At 64.2% G+C, this 20,650-nt stretch carries 22 protein-coding genes; 18 read left to right on the top strand and 4 right to left on the bottom strand.

Annotation, left to right across the window (positions count from 1 at the left end; all coding sequences use genetic code 11):
- Positions 1 to 124: 124 nt before the first annotated feature.
- Positions 125 to 616, bottom strand: coding sequence for an Lrp/AsnC family transcriptional regulator (locus tag NKJ81_RS21710; RefSeq protein ID WP_352484028.1), 492 nt, complete (start codon positions 614 to 616; stop codon positions 125 to 127).
- 82 nt (positions 617 to 698) lie between these two features.
- Between NKJ81_RS21710 and ehuR the strand changes: the two genes are divergently transcribed.
- The 10 genes from ehuR to doeB all read left to right on the top strand — a co-directional run bounded on the left by ehuR (position 699) and on the right by doeB (position 10,418).
- A complete protein-coding gene (gene ehuR, locus NKJ81_RS21705; RefSeq protein WP_352541676.1) occupies positions 699 to 2,084 on the top strand; it encodes a MocR-like ectoine utilization transcription factor EhuR in 1,386 nt (461 codons plus the stop codon).
- A gap of 122 nt (positions 2,085 to 2,206) precedes the next feature.
- Positions 2,207 to 2,992 (top strand): ectoine/hydroxyectoine ABC transporter ATP-binding protein EhuA, encoded by a 786-nt coding sequence (ehuA, locus tag NKJ81_RS21700; RefSeq protein WP_352501337.1) that lies wholly within the window; start codon positions 2,207 to 2,209, stop codon positions 2,990 to 2,992.
- 65 nt (positions 2,993 to 3,057) lie between these two features.
- Positions 3,058 to 3,909 (top strand): ectoine/hydroxyectoine ABC transporter substrate-binding protein EhuB, encoded by an 852-nt coding sequence (gene ehuB, locus NKJ81_RS21695; protein WP_023677200.1) that lies wholly within the window; start codon positions 3,058 to 3,060, stop codon positions 3,907 to 3,909.
- 187 nt (positions 3,910 to 4,096) lie between these two features.
- A complete protein-coding gene (gene ehuC, locus NKJ81_RS21690; protein WP_352541675.1) occupies positions 4,097 to 4,756 on the top strand; it encodes an ectoine/hydroxyectoine ABC transporter permease subunit EhuC in 660 nt (219 codons plus the stop codon).
- A gap of 16 nt (positions 4,757 to 4,772) precedes the next feature.
- Positions 4,773 to 5,432 carry an ectoine/hydroxyectoine ABC transporter permease subunit EhuD gene (gene ehuD / locus NKJ81_RS21685; protein ID WP_352467665.1) on the top strand — a complete coding sequence of 220 codons (660 nt, stop codon included), beginning with the start codon at positions 4,773 to 4,775 and terminating at the stop codon, positions 5,430 to 5,432.
- Entirely contained in the window at positions 5,429 to 6,202 is a 774-nt protein-coding gene (gene eutA, locus NKJ81_RS21680; RefSeq protein WP_352541674.1) for an ectoine utilization protein EutA, read from the top strand. Before ehuD ends, eutA begins: the two co-directional genes overlap by 4 nt.
- Positions 6,203 to 6,212: 10 nt before the next feature.
- Complete coding sequence (eutB, locus tag NKJ81_RS21675; RefSeq protein ID WP_352541673.1) at positions 6,213 to 7,205, top strand: hydroxyectoine utilization dehydratase EutB; 993 nt, start codon at positions 6,213 to 6,215, stop codon at positions 7,203 to 7,205.
- Complete coding sequence (locus NKJ81_RS21670; RefSeq protein ID WP_352541672.1) at positions 7,202 to 8,194, top strand: cyclodeaminase; 993 nt, start codon at positions 7,202 to 7,204, stop codon at positions 8,192 to 8,194. Before eutB ends, NKJ81_RS21670 begins: the two co-directional genes overlap by 4 nt.
- A 38-nt stretch (positions 8,195 to 8,232) precedes the next feature.
- Positions 8,233 to 9,411 carry an ectoine hydrolase DoeA gene (gene doeA, locus NKJ81_RS21665; protein ID WP_352541671.1) on the top strand — a complete coding sequence of 393 codons (1,179 nt, stop codon included), beginning with the start codon at positions 8,233 to 8,235 and terminating at the stop codon, positions 9,409 to 9,411.
- A gap of 5 nt (positions 9,412 to 9,416) precedes the next feature.
- Complete coding sequence (doeB, locus tag NKJ81_RS21660) at positions 9,417 to 10,418, top strand: N(2)-acetyl-L-2,4-diaminobutanoate deacetylase DoeB (RefSeq protein ID WP_352501331.1); 1,002 nt, start codon at positions 9,417 to 9,419, stop codon at positions 10,416 to 10,418.
- A gap of 3 nt (positions 10,419 to 10,421) precedes the next feature.
- Here doeB and NKJ81_RS21655 read toward each other — a convergent pair whose 3' ends face one another.
- Complete coding sequence (locus NKJ81_RS21655; protein WP_352541730.1) at positions 10,422 to 11,081, bottom strand: GntR family transcriptional regulator; 660 nt, start codon at positions 11,079 to 11,081, stop codon at positions 10,422 to 10,424.
- A gap of 322 nt (positions 11,082 to 11,403) precedes the next feature.
- Between NKJ81_RS21655 and NKJ81_RS21650 the strand changes: the two genes are divergently transcribed.
- From NKJ81_RS21650 to atzF, 8 genes are read left to right on the top strand one after another with little or no spacing between them, the layout of a single operon-like run.
- Complete coding sequence (locus NKJ81_RS21650) at positions 11,404 to 12,531, top strand: BMP family ABC transporter substrate-binding protein (RefSeq protein WP_352467659.1); 1,128 nt, start codon at positions 11,404 to 11,406, stop codon at positions 12,529 to 12,531.
- A gap of 20 nt (positions 12,532 to 12,551) precedes the next feature.
- Positions 12,552 to 13,676, top strand: a complete 1,125-nt coding sequence (locus tag NKJ81_RS21645; protein ID WP_352541670.1) for an ABC transporter permease — start codon at positions 12,552 to 12,554, stop codon at positions 13,674 to 13,676.
- Positions 13,676 to 14,602, top strand: a complete 927-nt coding sequence (locus NKJ81_RS21640; protein ID WP_352541669.1) for an ABC transporter permease — start codon at positions 13,676 to 13,678, stop codon at positions 14,600 to 14,602. Before NKJ81_RS21645 ends, NKJ81_RS21640 begins: the two co-directional genes overlap by 1 nt.
- Before the next feature lie 15 nt (positions 14,603 to 14,617).
- The gene (gene biuH, locus NKJ81_RS21635; protein WP_352452343.1) at positions 14,618 to 15,319 is read left to right on the top strand and encodes a biuret amidohydrolase; all 702 of its coding nucleotides are present in this window, start codon (positions 14,618 to 14,620) and stop codon (positions 15,317 to 15,319) included.
- Between the two features lie 10 nt (positions 15,320 to 15,329).
- On the top strand, positions 15,330 to 16,862 hold the full coding sequence (locus NKJ81_RS21630) for an ABC transporter ATP-binding protein (RefSeq protein ID WP_352541668.1): 1,533 nt from the start codon (positions 15,330 to 15,332) through the stop codon (positions 16,860 to 16,862).
- Positions 16,862 to 17,530: a cysteine hydrolase family protein gene (locus tag NKJ81_RS21625; protein WP_352541667.1), complete on the top strand. Its 669-nt coding sequence runs from the start codon at positions 16,862 to 16,864 to the stop codon at positions 17,528 to 17,530. The genes NKJ81_RS21630 and NKJ81_RS21625 overlap by 1 nt, the downstream gene beginning before the upstream one ends.
- Positions 17,523 to 17,873, top strand: a complete 351-nt coding sequence (locus tag NKJ81_RS21620) for a cupin domain-containing protein (protein WP_352501326.1) — start codon at positions 17,523 to 17,525, stop codon at positions 17,871 to 17,873. Before NKJ81_RS21625 ends, NKJ81_RS21620 begins: the two co-directional genes overlap by 8 nt.
- The gene (gene atzF, locus NKJ81_RS21615; RefSeq protein WP_352541666.1) at positions 17,870 to 19,678 is read left to right on the top strand and encodes an allophanate hydrolase; all 1,809 of its coding nucleotides are present in this window, start codon (positions 17,870 to 17,872) and stop codon (positions 19,676 to 19,678) included. Before NKJ81_RS21620 ends, atzF begins: the two co-directional genes overlap by 4 nt.
- 5 nt (positions 19,679 to 19,683) lie before the next feature.
- On the opposite strand, the gene NKJ81_RS21610 is transcribed toward atzF, so the two are convergent.
- The gene (locus NKJ81_RS21610; protein ID WP_352473247.1) at positions 19,684 to 20,241 is read right to left on the bottom strand and encodes a cytochrome c; all 558 of its coding nucleotides are present in this window, start codon (positions 20,239 to 20,241) and stop codon (positions 19,684 to 19,686) included.
- 17 nt (positions 20,242 to 20,258) lie between these two features.
- Positions 20,259 to 20,650 (bottom strand): phosphatase PAP2 family protein (locus NKJ81_RS21605; protein ID WP_352541665.1); only part of this gene is annotated, 392 nt, incomplete at its 5' end.

Here is a 20,650-nt window from a genome sequence, read left to right as displayed (position 1 = left end):
CGGGCTCCCGGTTCGGGTGATGCCGCAAGACTATCTCTGCCGCGCAAACAGAGAGGCTATTTGCGTGCCCGCACGTAGAGAGATTGTCTCTATTGCCCTGCCCAGCCAGACGATCTCTCCGGTATCAGGAAGATGCCGGCAACAGATCCGCCACTGGCAGCACACTCTCCTCCTTCACCGTCTTGGTCACGATGTAGGTGAAGTAGCGGTCGATGCCGATCTCGCGTTCGAGCAGAGTGTCGACCAGCCGCTGATAGGCGTCGATGTCGCGCGCCATCACCTTCAGCAGGTAATCGACGCCGCCGCCGACAGACCAGCAGGCGACGATCTCGGGGATGTCGCGGATGACGCGCTCGAAACGGTCGAAATCGGCCTGGCGGTGGCTAGCCAGCGTCACCTCCATCAGCACGGTAGCGACCGGCGCGATGGCGCGCATGGCGATCCTGGCATGGTAGCCCGAGACGATGCCGGCCTTTTCCAGCTTGCGCAGCCGCATCCAGCACGGCGTCGGCGACAGGCCGACTTTCTCGGCCAGCGCCAGCTTGGTGATGCGCCCGTCGCGCTGGATGGCGTCGAGGATTTTCAGATCGATCGGATCGAGTTTCGCTGCAGCCATGATCGCCCACTTCCAGTGCCGGACACCATGACGGCGCATTATTTCGATTGTCAATTGCACTGATTTCGATCTCTAATAAGTCATGACATTTTGGCGACCAGATCCCGCACTTATCCGGCGGCCGGCCTATCAATCGCTCGCCGACCAGTTCGCGCGCGCCATCCATGACGGGCGCCTGGCCAATGGCGCTCGGTTGCCGACGCACCGGCAGTTGGCTGACGATCTGCAACTTTCCGTGCAGACGGTCAGCCGCGCCTATGAGGAGCTGATCCGCCGCGGGCTGGTGTCCGGCGAGGTCGGCCGCGGCAGCTTCGTGCAGACACAGCGCCGCGAGCCGGAGCCCCCCTATCTGCCGGAGCGGCTGGGCGAGCTCATCGACCTCTCCATCCTGAAGCCGGTCTGCGAACCGATGCATCTGGAGCGGCTGAGGCAGGCACTGGGCTGGCTCGCCGAAAACCTGCCGTCGAGCTCGGCGCTGTCGTTCAGGCCGAACATGGTGTTCCCACGCCACCGTGCGGTGGGTGTCGAGTGGCTGCGGCTCTGCGGCCTCGACGCGTCGCCGCAGAACATCAGCCTGACCAACGGCGCCACCGCCGGTATGACGGTAGCGCTGATGAGCGTAGCGCCGCCCGGTTCGACCGTCGCCACCGAGGCGATCGGTCACCACACGCTGATCCCGCTGGCGCGTTATCTCGGCTTCAACCTCGAGGGTTTGCCGATCGACGACAATGGGCTGATCCCGGAAGCGCTGGACGAGGCCTGTCGGCTGTCCGACATCCGCGCCGTGTTCGTGCAGCCCTCGGTGATCAACCCGACGGCAACGCTGATGGATGCCGCCCGGCGCGAGCAGATCGCTGCGGTGGCGCGCAGGCACGACATCGCCATTATCGAAAACGACGTGCTCGGCCCGCTGGTCGAGGACCGTCCGCCGCCGGTCGCGGCGTTTGCCCCCGAGCGCACGCTCTATGTCACCTCCTTCACCAAGATCGTGGTGCCCGGCCTGCGCATCGGCTATCTCGCCGCGCCCGATCGTTATGTCGCCGCAGTTGCCAACCGCCACCTCGTCTCGAACTGGATGGCGACGCCGCTGGTGGCCGAGATCGCCACCAAATGGGTGACCGACGGCACCGCGATGGAACTCGTTCGATGGCAGCGCCTGGCTTTGCGGCGGCGTCTGGACATCGCCGCCGAGGTGCTTGCCGGAGTGGACTATCGGGCTCATCGCGACGGGCTGCATGTCTGGCTGCGGCTGCCCGAGGATCGCGGCGAGGAAAGCTTTGTGTCCCAGGCGCGCCTGCAGGGCGTGGCGATTGCGCCCGGTACGTCGTTTCGCATTTCGCAGATGCCTTGGCATCCAGCCGTACGGATTTCGCTGGGCTCGACCACGGAGGGGGAACTGCGTGCCGGTCTCGGCGTTGTCACCAAGCTTCTGCTCGGCGATCCCGAGCATCTCCTGCTTGTGATCTAGACGGCGAACGGCGCGAAATTGTGCGGAATCCGAAATATTGTCATGATATTATTTTCTTGATTGACATGATTTGCCGCGATCCGCATCGTTAAAGGCATAGCTTCTCTAGCACGGGAAATTCATTGTCGGCGCCCATCATCAACATCGACGGCATTTCGAAAAGCTTCGGCACCTTCAAGGTGCTGGACGGCCTCTCGATGCAAGTCATGCCCGGCGAGAAGCTGGCACTGATCGGCCCATCGGGTTCGGGCAAGACGACGATCCTGCGCATCCTGATGACGCTAGAGCGTATCGACAGCGGCCACATCCAAGTCGACGGCGAACAGCTGTACCACATGGAGCGCAACGGCCGGCTGCTGACGGCCGATGAACGGCATTTGGCAAAGATGCGCCAGAAGATCGGCATGGTCTTCCAACTATTCAATCTATTTCCGCACAAATGCGTCATCGACAATGTGACGCTGGCACCGATGCTGACCAAAGGCGTGCCGCGGGCCGCCGCAGAAAAACGGGCGATGGAACTGCTCGACATGGTCGGCATGGTCGACAAGGCCAAAGCGATGCCGGCGCAGCTTTCAGGCGGCCAGAAGCAGCGCGTCGCGATTGCGCGGGCGCTGGCGCTGTCGCCGAAAATCATGCTGTTCGACGAGGTCACCTCGGCGCTCGACCCTGAGCTCGTCGACGAGGTGCTCAACGTCATGCGCAAGCTCGCCGCCGAGACCGACATGACCATGCTGCTGGTCACCCACGAGATGGGTTTCGCCCATGACTTCGCCGACCGGGTGCTGTTCTTCGATCGCGGCAGAATAGTCGAGGAGGGCAAGCCCGACGAGATTTTCCGCCATCCCAAACAGGAGCGCACGCAAGGTTTCCTGAAGAAGATCATTGCGGCCGGACATCGGGTCTGACTGCCATGCGAGGCGGCGACGCCTCAAGCAAGCCAAGAAGACAGACAAACAAGGAGTTGGGAACAATGAAGAAATTTGCCATTTTGGCCGGCGTCGCCGGTATCGCGCTGACGGCGGTGCTGGCCGCCTCGACGGCCGGCTCGGCCGATGACAGCAAGCTCGAAGAGCTCAAGGCGCAAGGCTTTGCCCGCGTCGCCATCGCCAACGAGCCGCCCTATACGGCGGTCGCTGCCGACGGCAAGGTTTCGGGTGCGGCGCCTGACGTTGCCCGTGAAATCTTCAAGCGCCTTGGCGTCAACGATATCGTCGCCTCGATCTCGGAATATGGCGCGATGATTCCCGGCCTGCAGGCCGGCCGTTTCGACGTCGTCACCGCCGGCCTGTTCATGAAGCCGGAACGTTGTGCTGCGGTCGCCTATTCGGAACCGGTGCTGTGCGACGCCGAGGCGATGCTGGTGAAGAAGGGCAACCCGAAGGGCTTCAAGAGCTACGAGGACGTCGCGAAGGACGCGAGCGCCACGATCGGCGCGCCGGGTGGCGGCACTGAAGAGAAGCTGGCGCTCACCGCAGGTGTGCCGCGCGAGCGCGTCATCGTCGTGCCGGACGGCCAGAGCGGCCTGAAAATGCTGCAGGACGGCCGCATCGATGCTTATTCGCTGCCCGTGCTGTCGATCAACGACCTGGTCAAGAAAGCCAATGATCCGAACCTCGAAGTCATCGCGCCGGTGGTCGGTGCGCCGGTCTATTGCGACGGCGCGGCCTTCAAGAAGGGCGACGAAGCGCTGCGCGACGCCTATGATGTCGAGCTGGCGAAACTGAAGAAGTCCGGCGAGTTCGCCAAGATCATCGAGCCTTACGGCTTCTCGGCGGCGGCGGCAATGTCGACGAGCCGCGACAAGCTCTGCTCGGCGAAGTAGGTGCGTTCTTCCTTCTCCCCTTTCACGGGGAGAAGGTGGCCCGAAGGGCCGGATGAGGGGCGGCGCCATACTCCGGTTGGTTCGCGCTGCCCCCCATCTGCCTGCCGGTATCTTCTCCCCGTGAACCGGGAGAAGGACGCTGGAAGCAACGTGTCGCTAGACATTCAACGCGGAAACTTTCGACCCAATGACCCAATGGTCCGGCTATTTCGGCCTGATATTGCAAGGAGCGCTTGTCACCATCGAGCTGACGCTGATGGGGTCGGTGCTGGCCTTGATCATGGCTTTTCTTGCCGGGCTGGGGCGGCTGTCGCGGTTTTTCGTGCTGCGGGCGCTGGCCACCGCCTATATCGAGTTCTTCCGCGGCACCTCGATTTTCGTGCAGCTGTTCTGGGCCTATTTCGTGCTGCCCTTTGCCGGCATTTCGCTGACGCCGCTGCAGGCCGGCGTGCTGGCGCTGGGCCTCAATGTCGGCGCCTATGCAGCGGAAGTGGTGCGCGGCGCCATCAAGTCGATCGGCCGCGAACAATATGAGGCGTGCACCGCGCTCAATCTCGGCCGCTGGCAAGCCATGCGCCATGTCATCCTGCCGCAGGCGCTTCTGGTGATGCTGCCAACCTTCGGCAACAACGCCATTGAATTGCTCAAGGCCACCGCCGTCGTTTCGCTAATCTCGCTCGCCGACCTGACCTTCCAGGCGCAGGTGGTGCGCTCGCAGACCGGCAATACTCTGGTGCCGTTCAGCACCATCCTCGTCATCTATTTCGTCCTGGCGCTGCTCATCTCCTGGGGCGTGCGGTCGCTGGAACGCCGCATGGCGCGTGGCCTCGACGGGGTGCGCGTATGATGGATCGGACCTGATAATGGAATGGGATTGGGATTTTGTCCGGCAGATCCTGCCGACGCTGATCGAGGGGGTGAAGATCACCATCCTGGCGACGCTGCTCGGCTCGGTACTGGCGGCGATCGTCGGGCTGGGCATCGCGTTGGCGCGCCGGTCGCCGAACAGGGCTCTGTCGCGCACCGTCGGTTTCCTTGCCGAGTTCATCCGTGGCACACCGCTGTTGGTGCAGCTCTATTTCATCTTCTACGTGCTGCCGGATTTTGGCGTCCTGTTGCCGCCGCTGGTCGCGGGCGTCATCGGTCTCGGGCTGCATTACGGCACTTACACGGCCGAGGTCTACCGCGCCGGCATCGATAATGTTCCGCGCGGCCAGTGGGAAGCGGCCAAGGCCTGCAATCTGAACGCCACCCAGACCTGGACGCACATCATCATTCCGCAGGCGATCCCGCCGATGATCCCGGCGCTTGCCAATTATTTCATCGCCATGTTCAAAGAGACGCCGCTGCTGTCGGCGATCACCGTGCTGGAACTGATGAACCAGGCCAAGAGCGTCGCCAATACCTATTATCGGTATATCGAACCGATCACGTTGGTCGGCGCCTTCTTCCTCGCCATCAGCCTGTTCTCGGTGGTGCTGCTGCGCTGGCTGGAACACCGTTATGGGCGGATCGAAAGATGAGCGCTGCACCCGAAATCCGCCTGCATTCGGCCCGGCCGCCGCTCGACGCGCGTCCGCTGGAAAAGCGGGTCGGCCTGATCATCCTTGCCACCGACCATACGAGCGAACCGGATTTTCACCGCATGGTGGCAAGCGACCGCATCGGGGTCTATGTCGCACGCATCCCCTACGCCAACCCGACGACGCCGGACAATTTGCGCAAGATGCAGCCGTCACTGACGGCGGCCGCGGCCCTGATCCTGCCCGACGAGCCGCTCGATGCGATCTGCTATTCCTGCACCTCAGCTTCCGTCGTGATCCGCGATGCCCAAATCGAGGCGGCGGTGCAGGCCGCCAAGCCCGGCGTGCCGGTGGTCACGCCGCCGATGGCCGGGGTGCGCGGCCTGAAGGCGCTGGGCGCCAGGACGATCAGCATTCTTACCCCTTATACGGTCGAGACCAGCCGGCCGATGGCGACCTATTTCACCGAGCATGGTTTCGAAATCGTCAGCTTCACTTGCCTCGGCTTCGAGGATGATCGCGAGATGGCGCGGATTGCGCCGAAATCCTTGGTCGATCTGGCTCGCGAGGCGACGGCCGAACACTCGGACGCGCTGTTTGTCTCCTGCACGGCACTGCGGTCCGCGGCGGCAGTTGTCGGTATGGAAGAAGCCATCGGCCGTCCTGTCGTCACCAGCAACCAGGCGACGGCCTGGAATTGCCTGCGGCTTTGCGACGACGACGAGCCGCGCCCTGAATTCGGCCGTCTGATGACGCTGCCGCTGAACTGATTGCAGAGCCATGACCACGTCCAGGATAAGCCTGTCCGAAATCCACGCCGCGCGCGAGCGCATCGCAGGCAAGGTCGAGCGTACGCCGACCGTTCCTTCCCGGAGTCTTTCCCAGCACTTGGACGCTCCTGTTTATCTCAAGCTCGAACACCGGCAGACCACCGGCGCCTTCAAGCTGCGTGGTGCCTCGAACGCTATCGCTTCGCTGACAGCAGAGGAGAAGGCGCGCGGCGTCGTCGCTGCCTCGACCGGCAACCACGGCCGGGCACTTGCCTATGCTGCTCAATCGCAAGGCATCCACGCGACGATCTGCATGTCGCGGCTGGTGCCGCAGAACAAGCTCGACGAGATCCGCCGGCTCGGCGCCGGGATCCGCATCGTCGGCAACAGCCAGGACGATGCGCAGCGGGAGGTCGAACGGCTGGTCGCGGAAGAGGGGCTGGTCATGCTGCCGCCTTTCGACCATCCCGCCATTGTCGCCGGGCAAGGCACGCTCGGGCTGGAGATCATCGAACAGGTTCCTGATGCCGCCCTTGTGCTGGTGCCGCTTTCTGGCGGTGGGCTGGCGGCTGGCGTTGCCGCTGCCGTCAAGGGCGTCAGCCCGGCGACGAAGGTGGTGGGCGTTTCAATGGCGCGCGGTGCGGCGATGAAGGCGAGCCTCGACGCCGGACATCCGGTTTTGGTCGAAGAACTGCCGACGCTGGCGGATTCACTCGGCGGCGGCATCGGCCTCGACAACCGGCTGACCTTCTCGATGTGCCGCGACCTGCTCGACGATGTGATCCTGCTCAGCGAGGACGAGATCGCCGCCGGCATCCGCCATGCCTATGAGCAGGAGCGCGAGATCGTCGAAGGCGCCGGCGCGGTCGGCATCGCGGCCGTGCTTGCCGGCAAGGTCAAAGCGAATGGCCCGACGGTGCTCGTGCTGTCCGGCCGCAACATCGATATGACACTGCACCGCAAGATCATCTGCGGCGAAGCAATTGCGGAGAGCGCAGCATGAGCCGGATGACGATCCTCACCGAAGCTGAATTGCGCAAGATCGTGAAGCTTGATCTCGATGCCGTTGCCTGCGTCGAGAGCGCGTTTCGCGCGCTCGCCACCTTGCCGGTGGCGATGCCGCCAATCCTCAGGCTCGACATTCCCGAGCATCGCGGCGAGGTCGACGTCAAGACCGCCTATGTGCCGGGCATCGACGGTTTTGCCATCAAGATCAGCCCCGGCTTCTTCGACAATCCGAAGCTCGGCCTGCCCAGCGTCAACGGCATGATGGTGCTGCTGTCGGCGAAAACCGGTCTGGTCGAGGCGCTGCTGCTCGACAATGGCTATCTCACCGACATCCGCACGGCGGCGGCCGGCGCGGTTGCCGCCAAGCATCTGTCGCGGCCGGGTTCCTCCGTTGCCGCGATCTTCGGCGCCGGTGTTCAGGCCGGACTGCAGCTCGAGGCGCTGATGCTGGTGCGGCCGATCACCAAAGCCCGCATCTGGGCAAGGGATGCCGGCAAGGCCGAAGCCGCGGCCGACGCATTGTCCGAAAGACTGGGCATCGCCGTTCACGCCGAGCCCGACGCGGCAAAGGCTGCGGCCGATGCCGACATCATCGTCACCACGACGCCGTCGACCGAGCCGCTGATCAAGGCCGGCTTCGTCTCCGCCGGCCAGCATATCACTGCCATGGGCTCGGATGCCGAGCACAAGAACGAGATCGCGCCGGCGATCCTGCGCATGGCCGATCTCTACGTCGCCGACAGCGCCAAACAGACGCGCCGGCTGGGCGAACTGCACCATGCTATCGCGGCGGGCGTGATGGCGTCCGATGCCGAAATCACCGAGCTTGGCCACATCATCGCCGGCGAAAGGCATGGCCGGCGCTCGGACAGCGACATCACCATTGCCGACCTGACCGGCACCGGCGTGCAGGACACGGCAATCGCCACGCTCGCCCGCGACCGTGCGCGTGCGGCCAAGACCGGTACGATTTTCGAAAGCTGATGCTGGCCGCAAGGCCCAACAAACGAGGACCAAGAACAATGCAGCCCAATTTGAAATTCTCGCGCGGCGAATATGCGGAGCGCCTCGCCAAGACGCGGAAGGCCATGCAGGTCAAGGGCGTCGATCTATTGATCGTCAGCGACCCGTCCAACATGGCCTGGCTGACCGGCTATGACGGCTGGTCGTTCTACGTGCACCAGGCTGTCATCGTGCCGCCGTCGGGCGAGCCGGTGTGGTACGGGCGCGGCCAGGACGCCAACGGCGCCAAGCGCACCGCCTATCTCGCGCACGACAACATCATCGGCTATGCCGACCACTATGTGCAGTCGACCGAGCGCCATCCGATGGATTTTCTCTCGCAGGTGCTCGCCGATCGCGGCTGGGGCAAGCTCAGCATCGGTGTCGAGATGGACAATTATTGGTTCTCCGCCGCAGCCTTCGCGTCTCTGCAGAGACATCTGCCCAATGCCCGCTTCGTCGACGCCACGGCACTCGTCAACTGGCAGCGCGCAGTGAAGAGCCCGACCGAAATCGACTGCATGCGCAAAGCCGCCCGCATCGTCGAGGCAATGCACGAGCGCATTGTCGACAAGATCGAGGTCGGCATGCGCAAATGCGACCTGGTCGCCGAGATCTATGATGCCGGCACGCGCGGCGTCGATGGCATTGGCGGCGACTATCCGGCGATCGTGCCGCTGCTGCCGTCGGGCGCCGACGCATCGGCGCCGCATCTGACCTGGGACGACAGGCCGATGAAGTCGGGCGAGGGCACTTTTTTCGAAATTGCCGGCTGCTACAACCGCTACCATTGTCCGCTTTCCCGGACTGTGTTCCTTGGTAAACCGACGCAGGAATTCCTCGATGCCGAAAAGGCGACGCTGGAAGGCATGGAGGCGGGACTTGCGGCCGCCAACCCCGGCAACACATGCGAGGACATCGCCAACGCCTTCTTCGCGGTGCTGAAGCGGTACGGCATCGTCAAGGACAACCGCACCGGGTACCCGATCGGGCTTTCCTATCCGCCTGACTGGGGCGAGCGCACGATGAGCCTGCGTCCAGGCGACCGCACCGAGTTGAAGCCCGGTATGACCTTCCATTTCATGACCGGCTTGTGGCTTGAGACGATGGGGCTGGAAATCACCGAATCCATCCTGATCACCGAGACGGGCGTCGAGTGCCTGGCGAATGTGCCGCGCAAACTGGTGGTGAAGAATTGAGCCCGATGTCCAGCCTTCGCCCGTCACCGATCACGCCGACCGTCGATTTCGAGCGCGACGGCGTGCAGCACGGTTTCCTGCGCCTGCCTTACAGCCGCGACGATTCCGCCTGGGGATCGGTGATGATCCCGATCTGCGTCATCCGCAACGGCAAGGGGCCGAGCGCATTGCTCACCGGCGGCAATCATGGCGACGAGTACGAGGGGCCGCTGGCGCTCTATGACCTCGCCCGTACGCTCGACCCGAAGCAAGTCAGCGGCACGATCATCATCGTGCCGGCGATGAACTATCCGGCGTTCCGCGCCGGCACACGCACCTCGCCGATCGACAAGGGCAATCTCAACCGCAGCTTTCCCGGCCGGCCCGACGGCACGGTGACCGAGAAGATCGCCGATTATTTCCAGCGCGAGCTTCTGCCCCGTACAGACATCGCGCTCGACTTCCACTCCGGCGGCAAGACGCTCGACTTCGTGCCGTTCTGCGCCGCCCACATCCGGCCCGACAAGGTGCTGGAAGCGAAGGGTTTCGCCGCGGTTGAAGCCTTCTCCGCACCATGGTCGATGAAAATGCTGGAGATCGACGCGGTCGGTATGTTCGACACTGCCGCCGAAGAGATGGGCAAGCTGTTCATCACCACAGAGCTTGGCGGCGGCGGGACTTCGCGCGCGGAAACGGTGCGGATCGCGCGTCGCGGCGTGCTCAATGTGCTGCGCCATGCCGGCATTGTCGCCGGCGCGGTCGAGATGCAGCCGACCCGCTGGCTCGACATGCCGTCCGGCGATTGCTTTTCGTTCGCCGAGGACGACGGGATGATCGAAACGATGATCGATCTCGGCGAGGCGGTGGCAGAGAACCAGGTGCTGGCACGTATCCATTCTATAGGCCGCACCGGCGGCGCTCCGCGGGAGATCCGGGCCAAAATGTCCGGTCTGTTGGCGGCGCGGCATTTTCCGGGGCTGGTCAAGGCCGGCGACTGCGCTGCCGTGGTCGCCGTGCTGGTCGATTGACGGTTAGGAAGCCGATGTCGGGAACGGCTCGGTCCTGCCTTTGGGGCGATCGCCGATGGCAAAGACGGCGCTCGCCTCGCTGACGATCGAGACATGATCCTTGGCGGCTGTTCCGGCCGCCGCACTGTCGCCGCGCATGATTGCGGTGACGATGGCGTCATGCTCCTGCCAGGACTGGGCCAGCCGGCCCGGCAGCATGAATTGCGCGCGCCGGAACGGCGCCAGGCGGCCGCGGGTCATGACGGTCAGTTCATAAATGTGCTTGCTGTGGGCGCCGCGATAGAGCCGGGTGTGGAATTCGGTGTTGAAAAGCTCATACTCTTCTTCGGCACCGAGCTGCACGAAGCGCGCCGAGGCCTGGTGCTCGGCCTCCAGCGTGCGGCGCTCGCCACCGGTCATGCGCTCGGCCGAGAACCGCGCGCAGATCGCTTCAAGCTCGGCCATGCTTTCGAACATCGAGGCGAGGTGCTCCTGCGTCACCACGGCGACGGTGGCGCCGCGGTTCGGCCGCCTTTCGACGAGCCCCATGGCGCTGAGCCGGCTGAGCGCTTCCCTGATCGGCGTGCGTGAGACGTCGAAGCGGGCGGCGAGCGAGGCCTCGTCGAGCTTTTCGCCCGGGCGCAGGAAACCGGTGACGATCCGGTCGCTGATCGCCCTCACCATCTGATCGACGGTCGTGCCCGACCTGATCAAATTGCGCTTTCCCGGCACGTCTCCTCCGTCCAGTCTTTTCGCTAGAGCCGCAAGCCACTCACCGGCTTCGATTCCTCCGCATCTCTGTATGCCTATGTTTTAGCCTTCATGTCAAATTGGCGATTTTGGAGGCAAAAAGTGTATGCAATTGCTCCGGCTTTGTGCAGCCCACATCGGCACACTCATTGATATTGCTGAATAAATCTCATTTCTGAAACTGGCATGCTGATTGCATACACTTCTTTCATTGAGGTGTTAACCGGCCCCAAAGGCCCCACAGAGGGAGCATTCAATGTCCGAGAGATTCATGCTTAGCCGCCGCGACCTGCTCAAGACCTCCGCCGCCGGAGCGGCGCTCGGCCTTGCGTCCGCATCGTTTCCGATCAGCAGGGCCTTCGCCGCGACGGCCACCGTCGGCTTCATCTACGTCGGGCCAAAGGACGATTACGGCTACAACCAGGCGCATGCCGAAGGCGCCGCCACGCTGAAGGGGATCGAAGGAATTTCCGTCGTCGAGGAGGAGAACGTGCCGGAGACGGTCGACGTCCAGAAGACGATGGAATCGATGATCAATCTCGACGGTGCGTCGCTGATCTTCCCGACCTCGTTCGGCTATTTCGATCCGCACATGCTCGCCATGTGCGCGAAATTCCCCGACGTGCAGTTCCGCCATTGCGGTGGCATGTGGAACAAGGACAAGCATCCGATGAATGCCGGTTCCTATTTCGGCTATATCGGCATGGGCCAGTATCTGAATGGCGTCGTCGCCGGTCACACCAGCAAAACCAAGAAGCTCGGCTTCGTCGCGGCAAAGCCGATCCCGCAGGTGTTGCTCAACATCAATTCCTTCCTGCTCGGCGCGCGCTCGGTCGACCCGACCATCACCTGCCAGGTGATCTTCACCGGCGAGTGGTCGCTGGCGGTCAAGGAGGCCGAGGCCACCAATGCGCTGGTCGACCAGGGTGCCGACGTCATCACCTGCCATGTCGATAGCCCCAAGGTGGTGGTCGAGACGGCGGCCGGGCGTGGCGCCTTCGTCTGCGGCTATCATGCCAACCAGAGCCCGCTGGCGCCGGAAAAATACCTGACCGGCGCGGAATGGAACTGGGCCAAGGTCTACAAGATGTTCGTCGACGATCTGGTGGCCGGCACGCCGCTGCCCAATTTCACGCGCGGCGGCCTGGCCGACGGCTTCGTCAAGATGAGCCCGCTCGGCCCGGCCGTCGGCGATGCCGCCCGCAAGCAGTTCGACGGCACGCTGGCCGAAATGATGAAAGGCGGCTTTTCCGTCATCAAGGGTCCGCTGAAGAGCAACAAGGGCGTCGTCGTCGCGACCGAAGGCCAGGCCTTCGCCGAGACCGCGCTCGAACTCGAAAGCATGGACTACCTGGTCGAGGGCGTCGTCGGTTCGACCGCCTGAACCGGATCGGAGACGGGGCCATGGCAGACACGATCAGCACTGCGAGCGCACCGGCGCTGTTTGGCGCCAGGAATTATCCGGCGGCGCTCGAATGGGCGGCGCGGCGGGCGGAAGCCTTCGTCATACCGCTCGCGGCGCTGATCGTCGGCATGGCGCTGTTCAGCGTGTTCATCGCGCTGGTCGGCAAATCGCCGGTGCAACTCTACGAGACGATGTGGCGCGGCGGCTTCGGCTCGTGGTTCTCGATCCAGAACTCGCTGTCGCGGGCAGCACCGCTTTTACTGGCAGCGCTCTGCGTGGCGCTGCCGGCCCGGCTCGGCCTCGTCGTCATTGGCGGCGAAGGCGCGATCGTGCTGGGCGGCGTTGCCGCCGCCGCCATCGGCGTCGCGGCGAATGGCGCGCCGGCTTTTGTGGTCATCCTGCTGATGGGCGTGGCGGGCGCGGTCGCCGGCGGCATCTGGATAGGTGCCGTCGGCGCACTGCGCCACTACCGCGCCGTCAACGAAACCATCTCCAGTCTGCTGATGGCCTATATCGCCATCGCGCTGATGAACCATCTGGTCGAAGGGCCGCTGCGCGATCCGGCTTCGCTCAACAAACCCTCGACCGAGCCGCTGGCGGATGCCTACCGCATCGGCAACATTCCAGGCATGGACGTGCACTGGGGCCTGGTCGTCGGCATTCTCGCCTGCCTCCTGTCCTGGCTGTTGATCGAAAAGACGCGCTGGGGGTTTGCCGCCCGCATTGCCGGCGGCAATGTCAGGGCAGCTCAGGTGCAAGGGCTTGCCGTCGGGCCGCTGATCGTCGGCTTCACCGGGCTGGCCGGCGGCTTCGCCGGGCTGGCCGGCATGCTGGAGGTCGGCGCCGTGCAAGGCAGCGCCAACGCCTCGCTCGCCGCCGGCTATGGCTATACCGGCATCCTCGTCGCCTTCCTCGCTCGCCACAATCCGCTCGCCATCATCCCGGTCGCTTTCCTGCTCGGCGGTATCGGCGCTTCCGGCGGGCTGATCCAGCGCCGCATGGACCTGCCCGACGCCACCGTGCTGGTGCTGCAAGGCATGCTCTTCGTCGTCATCCTGTTCAGCGAAACCTTTTACGGCCGCTTCAAGGTCTTCAATCCCGATCTGTGGAAGAGAGGCTCCTGATGGACGCGACCGAGATCGGCCTGTGGGGCGTGCCGCTCGCCATTCTCGGCGGCGCCATCCGCGTTTCGACGCCCTTCATCTTCGTCTCGCTCGGCGAAGCCATCACCGAACGCTCCGGCCGCATCAATCTTGGCCTCGAAGGCACGCTGGTCTTCGGTGCGATGACTGCCTACGCCGTCGCGGTGATGACCGGCTCGCCATGGCTCGGCGTGCTGGCTGCCGCCGGTGCCGGTCTTTGCTTCGGCCTGTTCCATGGCTGGATCTGCAAATTCCGCGGGGTGAACGACATCGCCATCGGCATCGCGCTGATGCTGTTCGGCTCCGGTCTCGCCTTCTTCTTCGGCAAGCCATTCATCCAGCCCTCGGCACCAGACCTGCCGGCCCTCGCCTTCGGTGGCTGGTCGGATATCCCGCAGGTGCAGGCGGCGCTCAACGTCAACGTGCTGTTCCTGATCGGGGCCGCACTTGCGCTGTTCCTGTGGTGGGCCTTCCGCAACACCCGCGCCGGCCTGGTCGTGCGCGTCGTCGGCGACAGCTCCGATGCGGCGCGCGCCATGGGCCTCAATCCGAACACCGTGCGCCTGCTTGCGACAGGCGTCGGCGGTGCGCTCGCCGGCATCGGCGGCGCCTATCTGTCGCTTTATTACCCCGGCAGCTGGACCGAACGCATCTCGTCGGGGCAGGGGCTGATGGCGGTGGCGCTGGTCATCTTCGCGCGCTGGAACCCGCTTGGCTGCTTTGCCGCGGCACTGTTGTTCGGCGGCGCCGGCGCGCTGGGCCCGGCGTTGCAATCGGTCGGGGTGACGCAGGGCTACTATCTCTTCTACGCCGCACCTTACATCCTCACGCTCATTATCATGATCGCCACATCGTCGCCGAACCGCTCGCTTGCCGGCGCGCCGGGCGAGTTGTCGATCACCAAATGACTGGAGTTTTTTCCGATGAACGCCAGAGCCGAGATCACCCAGCGCTACATCGATGCCGACCCCTATCCATGGCCCTATAATGGCGAGCTGCGGCCGGACAATACGGCATTGATCATCATCGACATGCAGACCGATTTCTGCGGGCCGGGCGGCTATGTCGATCATATGGGCTACGATCTTTCGCTGGTGCGGGCGCCGATCGAGCCGATCAAGTCGGTGCTCGCAGCCATGCGGGCCAAGGGCTACACCATCATCCACACGCGCGAGGGCCATCGGCCCGATCTCGCCGACCTGCCGGCCAACAAGCGCTGGCGCTCGCGCCGCATCAATGCCGGCATCGGCGACCCCGGGCCTTGCGGGCGCATCCTGGTGCGCGGCGAACCCGGCTGGGACATCATCCCCGACCTCTATCCGGCGGCTGGCGAGCCGATCATCGACAAGCCGGGCAAGGGCTCGTTCTGCGCCACCGACCTGGAGCTGATCCTGCACCAGCGCGGCATCGAAAACATCGTGCTGACCGGCATCACCACCGATGTCTGCGTCCACACGACGATGCGCGAGGCCAATGATCGCGGCTTTGAATGCGTCATGCTGGAGGATTGCTGCGGCGCGACCGATTACGGCAACCATCTCGCCGCGATCAAGATGATCAAGATGCAGGGCGGCGTGTTCGGCGCGGTGTCGAATTCGGTATCCTTCGTCGCGCAGCTGCCGTGAGGACACGATCTTGAGCGGAAGCATCGGCAAGAAAGCCGTCGGCGTCGAGACCATCGGCATGACCATGCGCTTCGGCGCCTTCACCGCGCTGGACGATGTCTCGATCAAGGTGCCGGCGGGATCGTTCCATGCGCTGCTCGGCGAAAACGGCGCCGGCAAGTCGACGCTGGTCAAATGCATGATGGGTTTTTACCATCCGACCGCCGGCGACATGCTGGTCGATGGCCGCGAGGTCGCGATCGCCAGTCCGAAGGATGCCTCGGCATTGGGGCTCGGCATGGTCTACCAGCATTTCACGCTCGTCCCGTCGCTGACCGGCGCGGAGAACCTGGTCATTTCGCGCGAGAAGGTGCCCGGCGTCATCGACTGGCGCAAGGAGCGCGCCGCACTTGCGCAATTCATGCAGCGGATGCCGTTCAAGCTGCCGCTCGACGTCAAGGTGGCGGAACTTGCGGCCGGCGAGAAGCAGAAGCTCGAAATCATCATGCAGCTCTATCTCGGCCGCAGTTTCCTGGTGCTCGACGAGCCGACTTCGGTGCTCACTCCCGGCGAGGCACACGAAGTGCTTGGCCTGGTGCGCGACATGACCAGGAGCGGCGACCTCACAGTGCTGATGATCTCGCATAAATTCCACGAGGTGACGGCCTTTGCCGACGACATCACCGTGCTGCGCAAGGGCAGGCTGACCGGAACGGGCAAAGTCGCGGAGCTTTCGCACAAGCAGATGGCGGCGATGATGATCGGCGACCAGCCGATCGCCGCACTCGATAGCCGCGCCCCGGTGCCGGCCGGCGCCAGACAGGTGCTGACGGTAAAGTCGCTGAAGGCGCCCGACCGCACCGGTTTGAAAACCATCGACATCGGCGAGCTCGATGTGAAGTCGGGTGAGATCGTCGGCATTGCCGGCATCTCCGGCAACGGCCAGAAGGAGTTTCTCGAAGTCCTTGCCGGACAGCGGGCGCGCACTGGCGGCGACGTTCTGGTGAAAGGCTCGCCCTATGGCGCCAGCCGCAGCGAGGCGCGCACGCTCAATGTCCGCTTCATTCCGGAGGAGCCGTTGCGCAATGCCTGCGCACCGAAGATGACGGTGGCGGAAAACATGGCCTTCCGGACCTTCGACTTCAACGAGGCCGGCAAGCCGGTCAACTGGATCAGGATGAGTGCGATCAGGGACTACGCGGCCCGCCTGGTCGAACAGTTCAAGGTCAAGACGGCCTCGCTCGCTTCGCCGATTTCGTCGCTGTCAGGCGGCAATGTGCAGCGCGCCGTGCTGGCGCGCGAGCTGACCGGCGAGGTCGATTTGCTCATCGTGTCCAATCCCTGCTTCGGCCTCGACTTCTCTGCCGTCGCCGAAATCCGCGCCCGCATCATGAAGGCGCGCAACGCCGGTGCCGCCGTGCTTTTGATGTCGGAGGACCTTGATGAGCTGCTCGAGCTCTCGGACCGCATCTTCGTCATGTCGGATGGCGCGCTGGTCTATGAAACGCCGATCGCGCAGGCGAGCGTGCAGACGATCGGCGAGCACATGGCGGGACATCACTGATGGCGGAGATCGAGGCGCTGCCGTTTCCGTTTGTGTTCAAGCCTGAGGCGATGGCGCTGGTCGTCATCGACATGCAGCGCGACTTTGCCGAACCCGGCGGCTTCGGCGCCAGCCTCGGCAATGACGTCAGCCGGGTCACGGCGATCGTGCCGACGGTGAAGAGGCTGATCGCGGGGTTTCGCGCCGCTGGCCTGCCGGTGATCCACACGATGGAGTGCCACAAGGCAGACCTTTCGGATCTGCCGCCGGCCAAGCGCAATCGCGGCAATCCGTCGATCAGGATCGGCGATGTCGGGCCAATGGGTCGTGTGCTGATCGTCGGGGAGCCGGGAACGGCGATCCTCGATGAACTTGCCCCACTGCCTGGCGAGATCGTCATCGAAAAACCCGGCAAGGGCGCGTTCTATGCCACCAGCTTCGGCGACGACCTCAAGCGGCTCGGCGCACAGCAGCTAGTCTTTGCCGGGGTGACGACGGAGGTCTGCGTGCAGACGACGATGCGCGAGGCCAACGACCGCGGCTATGAATGCCTTCTGGCGGAGGATGCCACTGAGAGCTATTTTCCGGAGTTCAAGGCGGCAGCCCTTGCCATGATCAGGGCGCAGGGCGCCATCGTCGGCTGGACGGCAACGACGGACCAGGTGCTCGAGGGACTTTCCAATGCCTAACGTCGCATACGCGGCTCTCATCCAAGGGGGCTGGCGTGATCTGCCATTCGAGCATTTTCGCGAAGGCATCACAGTGCATTGGCTGCTCAAGGGTGGGCCGATGGAACCGTCGGTCGCCATCCTGAACTACCGGGCTGGCGCCAGCGTGCCGCGTCATCGCCATGCCGGGCTGGAGACGATCATCGTGCTGGAAGGCACGCAGAGCGACGAGAACGGCGATCATGCCGCGGGCAGCGTGATCCTGAACCCGGTCGGAACCGAGCATTCGGTGTGGACCAAGGATGGCTGCGTCGTGCTCATCCAGTGGAACCTGCCGGTAGTCATTCTGGGCGAGGCCAAATGAGCGACATCCGCTTCGACATAGCGAGCCTGCACGTTGCCTATCAGGCCGGCGTCGGCATTGGCGAGGTGATCGATATGGTCCATGCGCGGCTCGCGGCGGCCGATGACCCCGGCATCTTCATCCATCTGGCGAGCAGGGCGGAGTTGCTTGCCGAGGCGGAAAAGCTCGGCCCGTTCGATCCGGTGGCAAAGCCGCTGTGGGGCGTGCCGTTCGCGGTCAAGGACAACATCGATGTTGCCGGCATGCCGACCACGGCGGGTTGTGCGGAATATGCCTATTTGCCGGCGAAAGACGCCACCGTCGTCGCGCGGCTCAAGGCCGCCGGCGCGCTGGTTGTCGGCAAGACCAATCTCGACCAGTTCGCCACCGGCCTGGTCGGCGTTCGCACGCCCTATCCGATCCCGAGGAATGCGATCGACCCGAAACTGGTGCCGGGCGGCTCCTCATGCGGCTCGGCCGTCGCAACCGCGCGCGGCATCGTCTCGTTCGCGCTCGGCACCGACACCGCCGGTTCTGGGCGCATTCCCGCCGGCCTCAACAACATCGTCGGGCTGAAGCCGAGCGTCGGCGCGCTATCAGCCGCCGGCGTCGTGCCGGCCTGCCGGACGCTCGACTGCGTCTCGGTCTTCGCGCTCACCGTCGATGACGCCTATCACGTGTTCGAGGCGGCGGCGGCAAAGGGCGACGCCGATCCCTATTCGCGTGACCTCTGCATTCAGGCTCTTGCCGCGCGCCCGCCGGTGCTGACTGTCGGCGTGCCGGCAAGGGCCGACTGGACGTTCTTCGGCGACGAGGCGATGCAGGCGGGTTTCGAGGCCGCTCTTGCCTCGCTGGAGACGCTGGGCTGCCGGCTGGTCGAAATCCCGTTCGGTGATTTCTACGCCACCGCCACTCTGCTCTACGAAGGCGCCTGGGTGGCCGAGCGTTACGCCGCGATCAGGGACTTCATGGATGCCAACGAGGCCGCCATGCATCCGGTGACGCGGCAGATCATCGGCGGTGCGCGAAAACTTTCCGCTGCGGACGCTTTCAAGGGGCTCTATGCCCTGCAAGGCTATAAGGCCAGGCTTGCGCCGGTCATCGCCTCGGTCGACGTTTTCTGCGTGCCGACCGCGCCGACGCACTACACAGTCGAAGCGGTGCTGGCCGATCCCATCGTCACCAACAGCCGGCTCGGCACCTACACCAACTTCGTCAATCTGCTCGACATGTGCGGCATTGCCGTGCCGAGCGGAACCCGCAGCGACGGTCTGCCGATGAGCGTCACCTTGCTTGCCGCGGCGGGCAAGGACCACCTGACTGCGTCGCTTGCGCGCGATGTCCATGCGGCAAGCGGCCTTGCGCTTGGTGCTATCGGCTGGCCGCAGCCGCAGCGCGGCGATGTTCTGGCGGGCGTGGATGAAGGCACGATCGAGCTGGCCGTGGTCGGCGCGCATCTGTCGGGGATGGCGCTGAACGGCCAGCTGCAGCAGCTCGGCGCAATGTTCGCCCGGGCTGCAAGAACGGCGCCGCTCTACCGGCTTTACGCGCTCGCCGGCCAGTCGGTGCCGCGACCGGGGCTCGAACGGATTTGCAACGGCAAGGGGACAGCGATCGAGGTCGAAGTCTGGCGGCTCTCGCCGCAAGCCTTCGGCCGTTTTGTTGCCGCGATCCCGCCGCCGCTAGGCATCGGCACGCTTCTGCTTGATGACGGAACTTCGCCGAAAGGCTTCCTCGTCGAAAGTGCCGGTCTCACCGATGCAAAGGAGATTTCGCATTTCGGCGGCTGGCGCAATTTCATGGCGGGTCAGCTGCAGCGAAGCTGACGCTATCACTCGACCTTTTGCCTAAACTTCGAATGGCAGCTCGAGCAATCCTGCAAGATGAGATGCAGGAGGTGCTCCGCCGGCAATTTAGTGGGATCGGCTTCCGCGAGTGATGGTCGCTTGCCAAGCAGGCTGCCACCGCCCATCGCCAGGCCGGAACCCATTCTCATGTCGTCGGTGATGCGCGGCGGCGCCCGCTCGGCGTCGGAGGCCAAGGCGCTGGCCAGCGTCCCGATGTGGCGAGCCAGCTCTTCGAACTCCGCGCGGGCGGGGTCGATATCCGGCCTGGCGCCTGAAGGCGCGCCCAATGTCGCGCTGGGGAATTCGGCAATCAGGGCAGGGCCGGTGCGGGCGCGGATGGTCTCGGCCGCCGCCTTGAAGGCCGCGGCGTCGTACGCCTGCTTGCCGTCGAACATCCCGGCTATCGTCTTTGCGGCCTGGGCCATTTCCTTCATCGAGGCCTGGCGAGCCTGGATGACCGCATCACGACCCGAATGGGCGGCGGCGAGCACGACAGAGACGCAGGCAAGCGACAGGACCGCTATGATAGCTGCTCGTCTCATCGTTGGCACATAAGGAGCTAGAGAATTCTTGTGACCAGACTGTCCAGTCGGGAGTTCTCGCGATAGGCAAATCGGACCACAACGGCACCTAAGACGCCAGTGATGGCACCGCCTATCACGTCGGTGAGATAGTGGGTGCCGATATAAATTCTCGACCAGCAGATCAGCAATGCCATGATGGAGAGGGCCAGCATCCGGCGCGGCAGACCTTGCATTGCAAGAGCAGCAACAACCGCAAAGCTGGCTGTCGCGTGGTCGGAGGGAAACGACCAGTCGGCGCTGGGCGCAATCAGCAGATGCGTCACGCCGGCATCGTAGGGCCGCAGCCGGTGGACGAATAGCAAAATGAACTGATTGATCGCCAGACCGAGCAGGAACGCCAAGCCGGCGGACAAGGCAGCATGGCGCA

This window comes from Mesorhizobium sp. M0018, assembly GCF_040323955.1.
Classification (GTDB): Bacteria; Pseudomonadota; Alphaproteobacteria; order Rhizobiales; family Rhizobiaceae; genus Mesorhizobium.
This window is presented reverse-complemented; position numbering and strand designations above follow the sequence as displayed.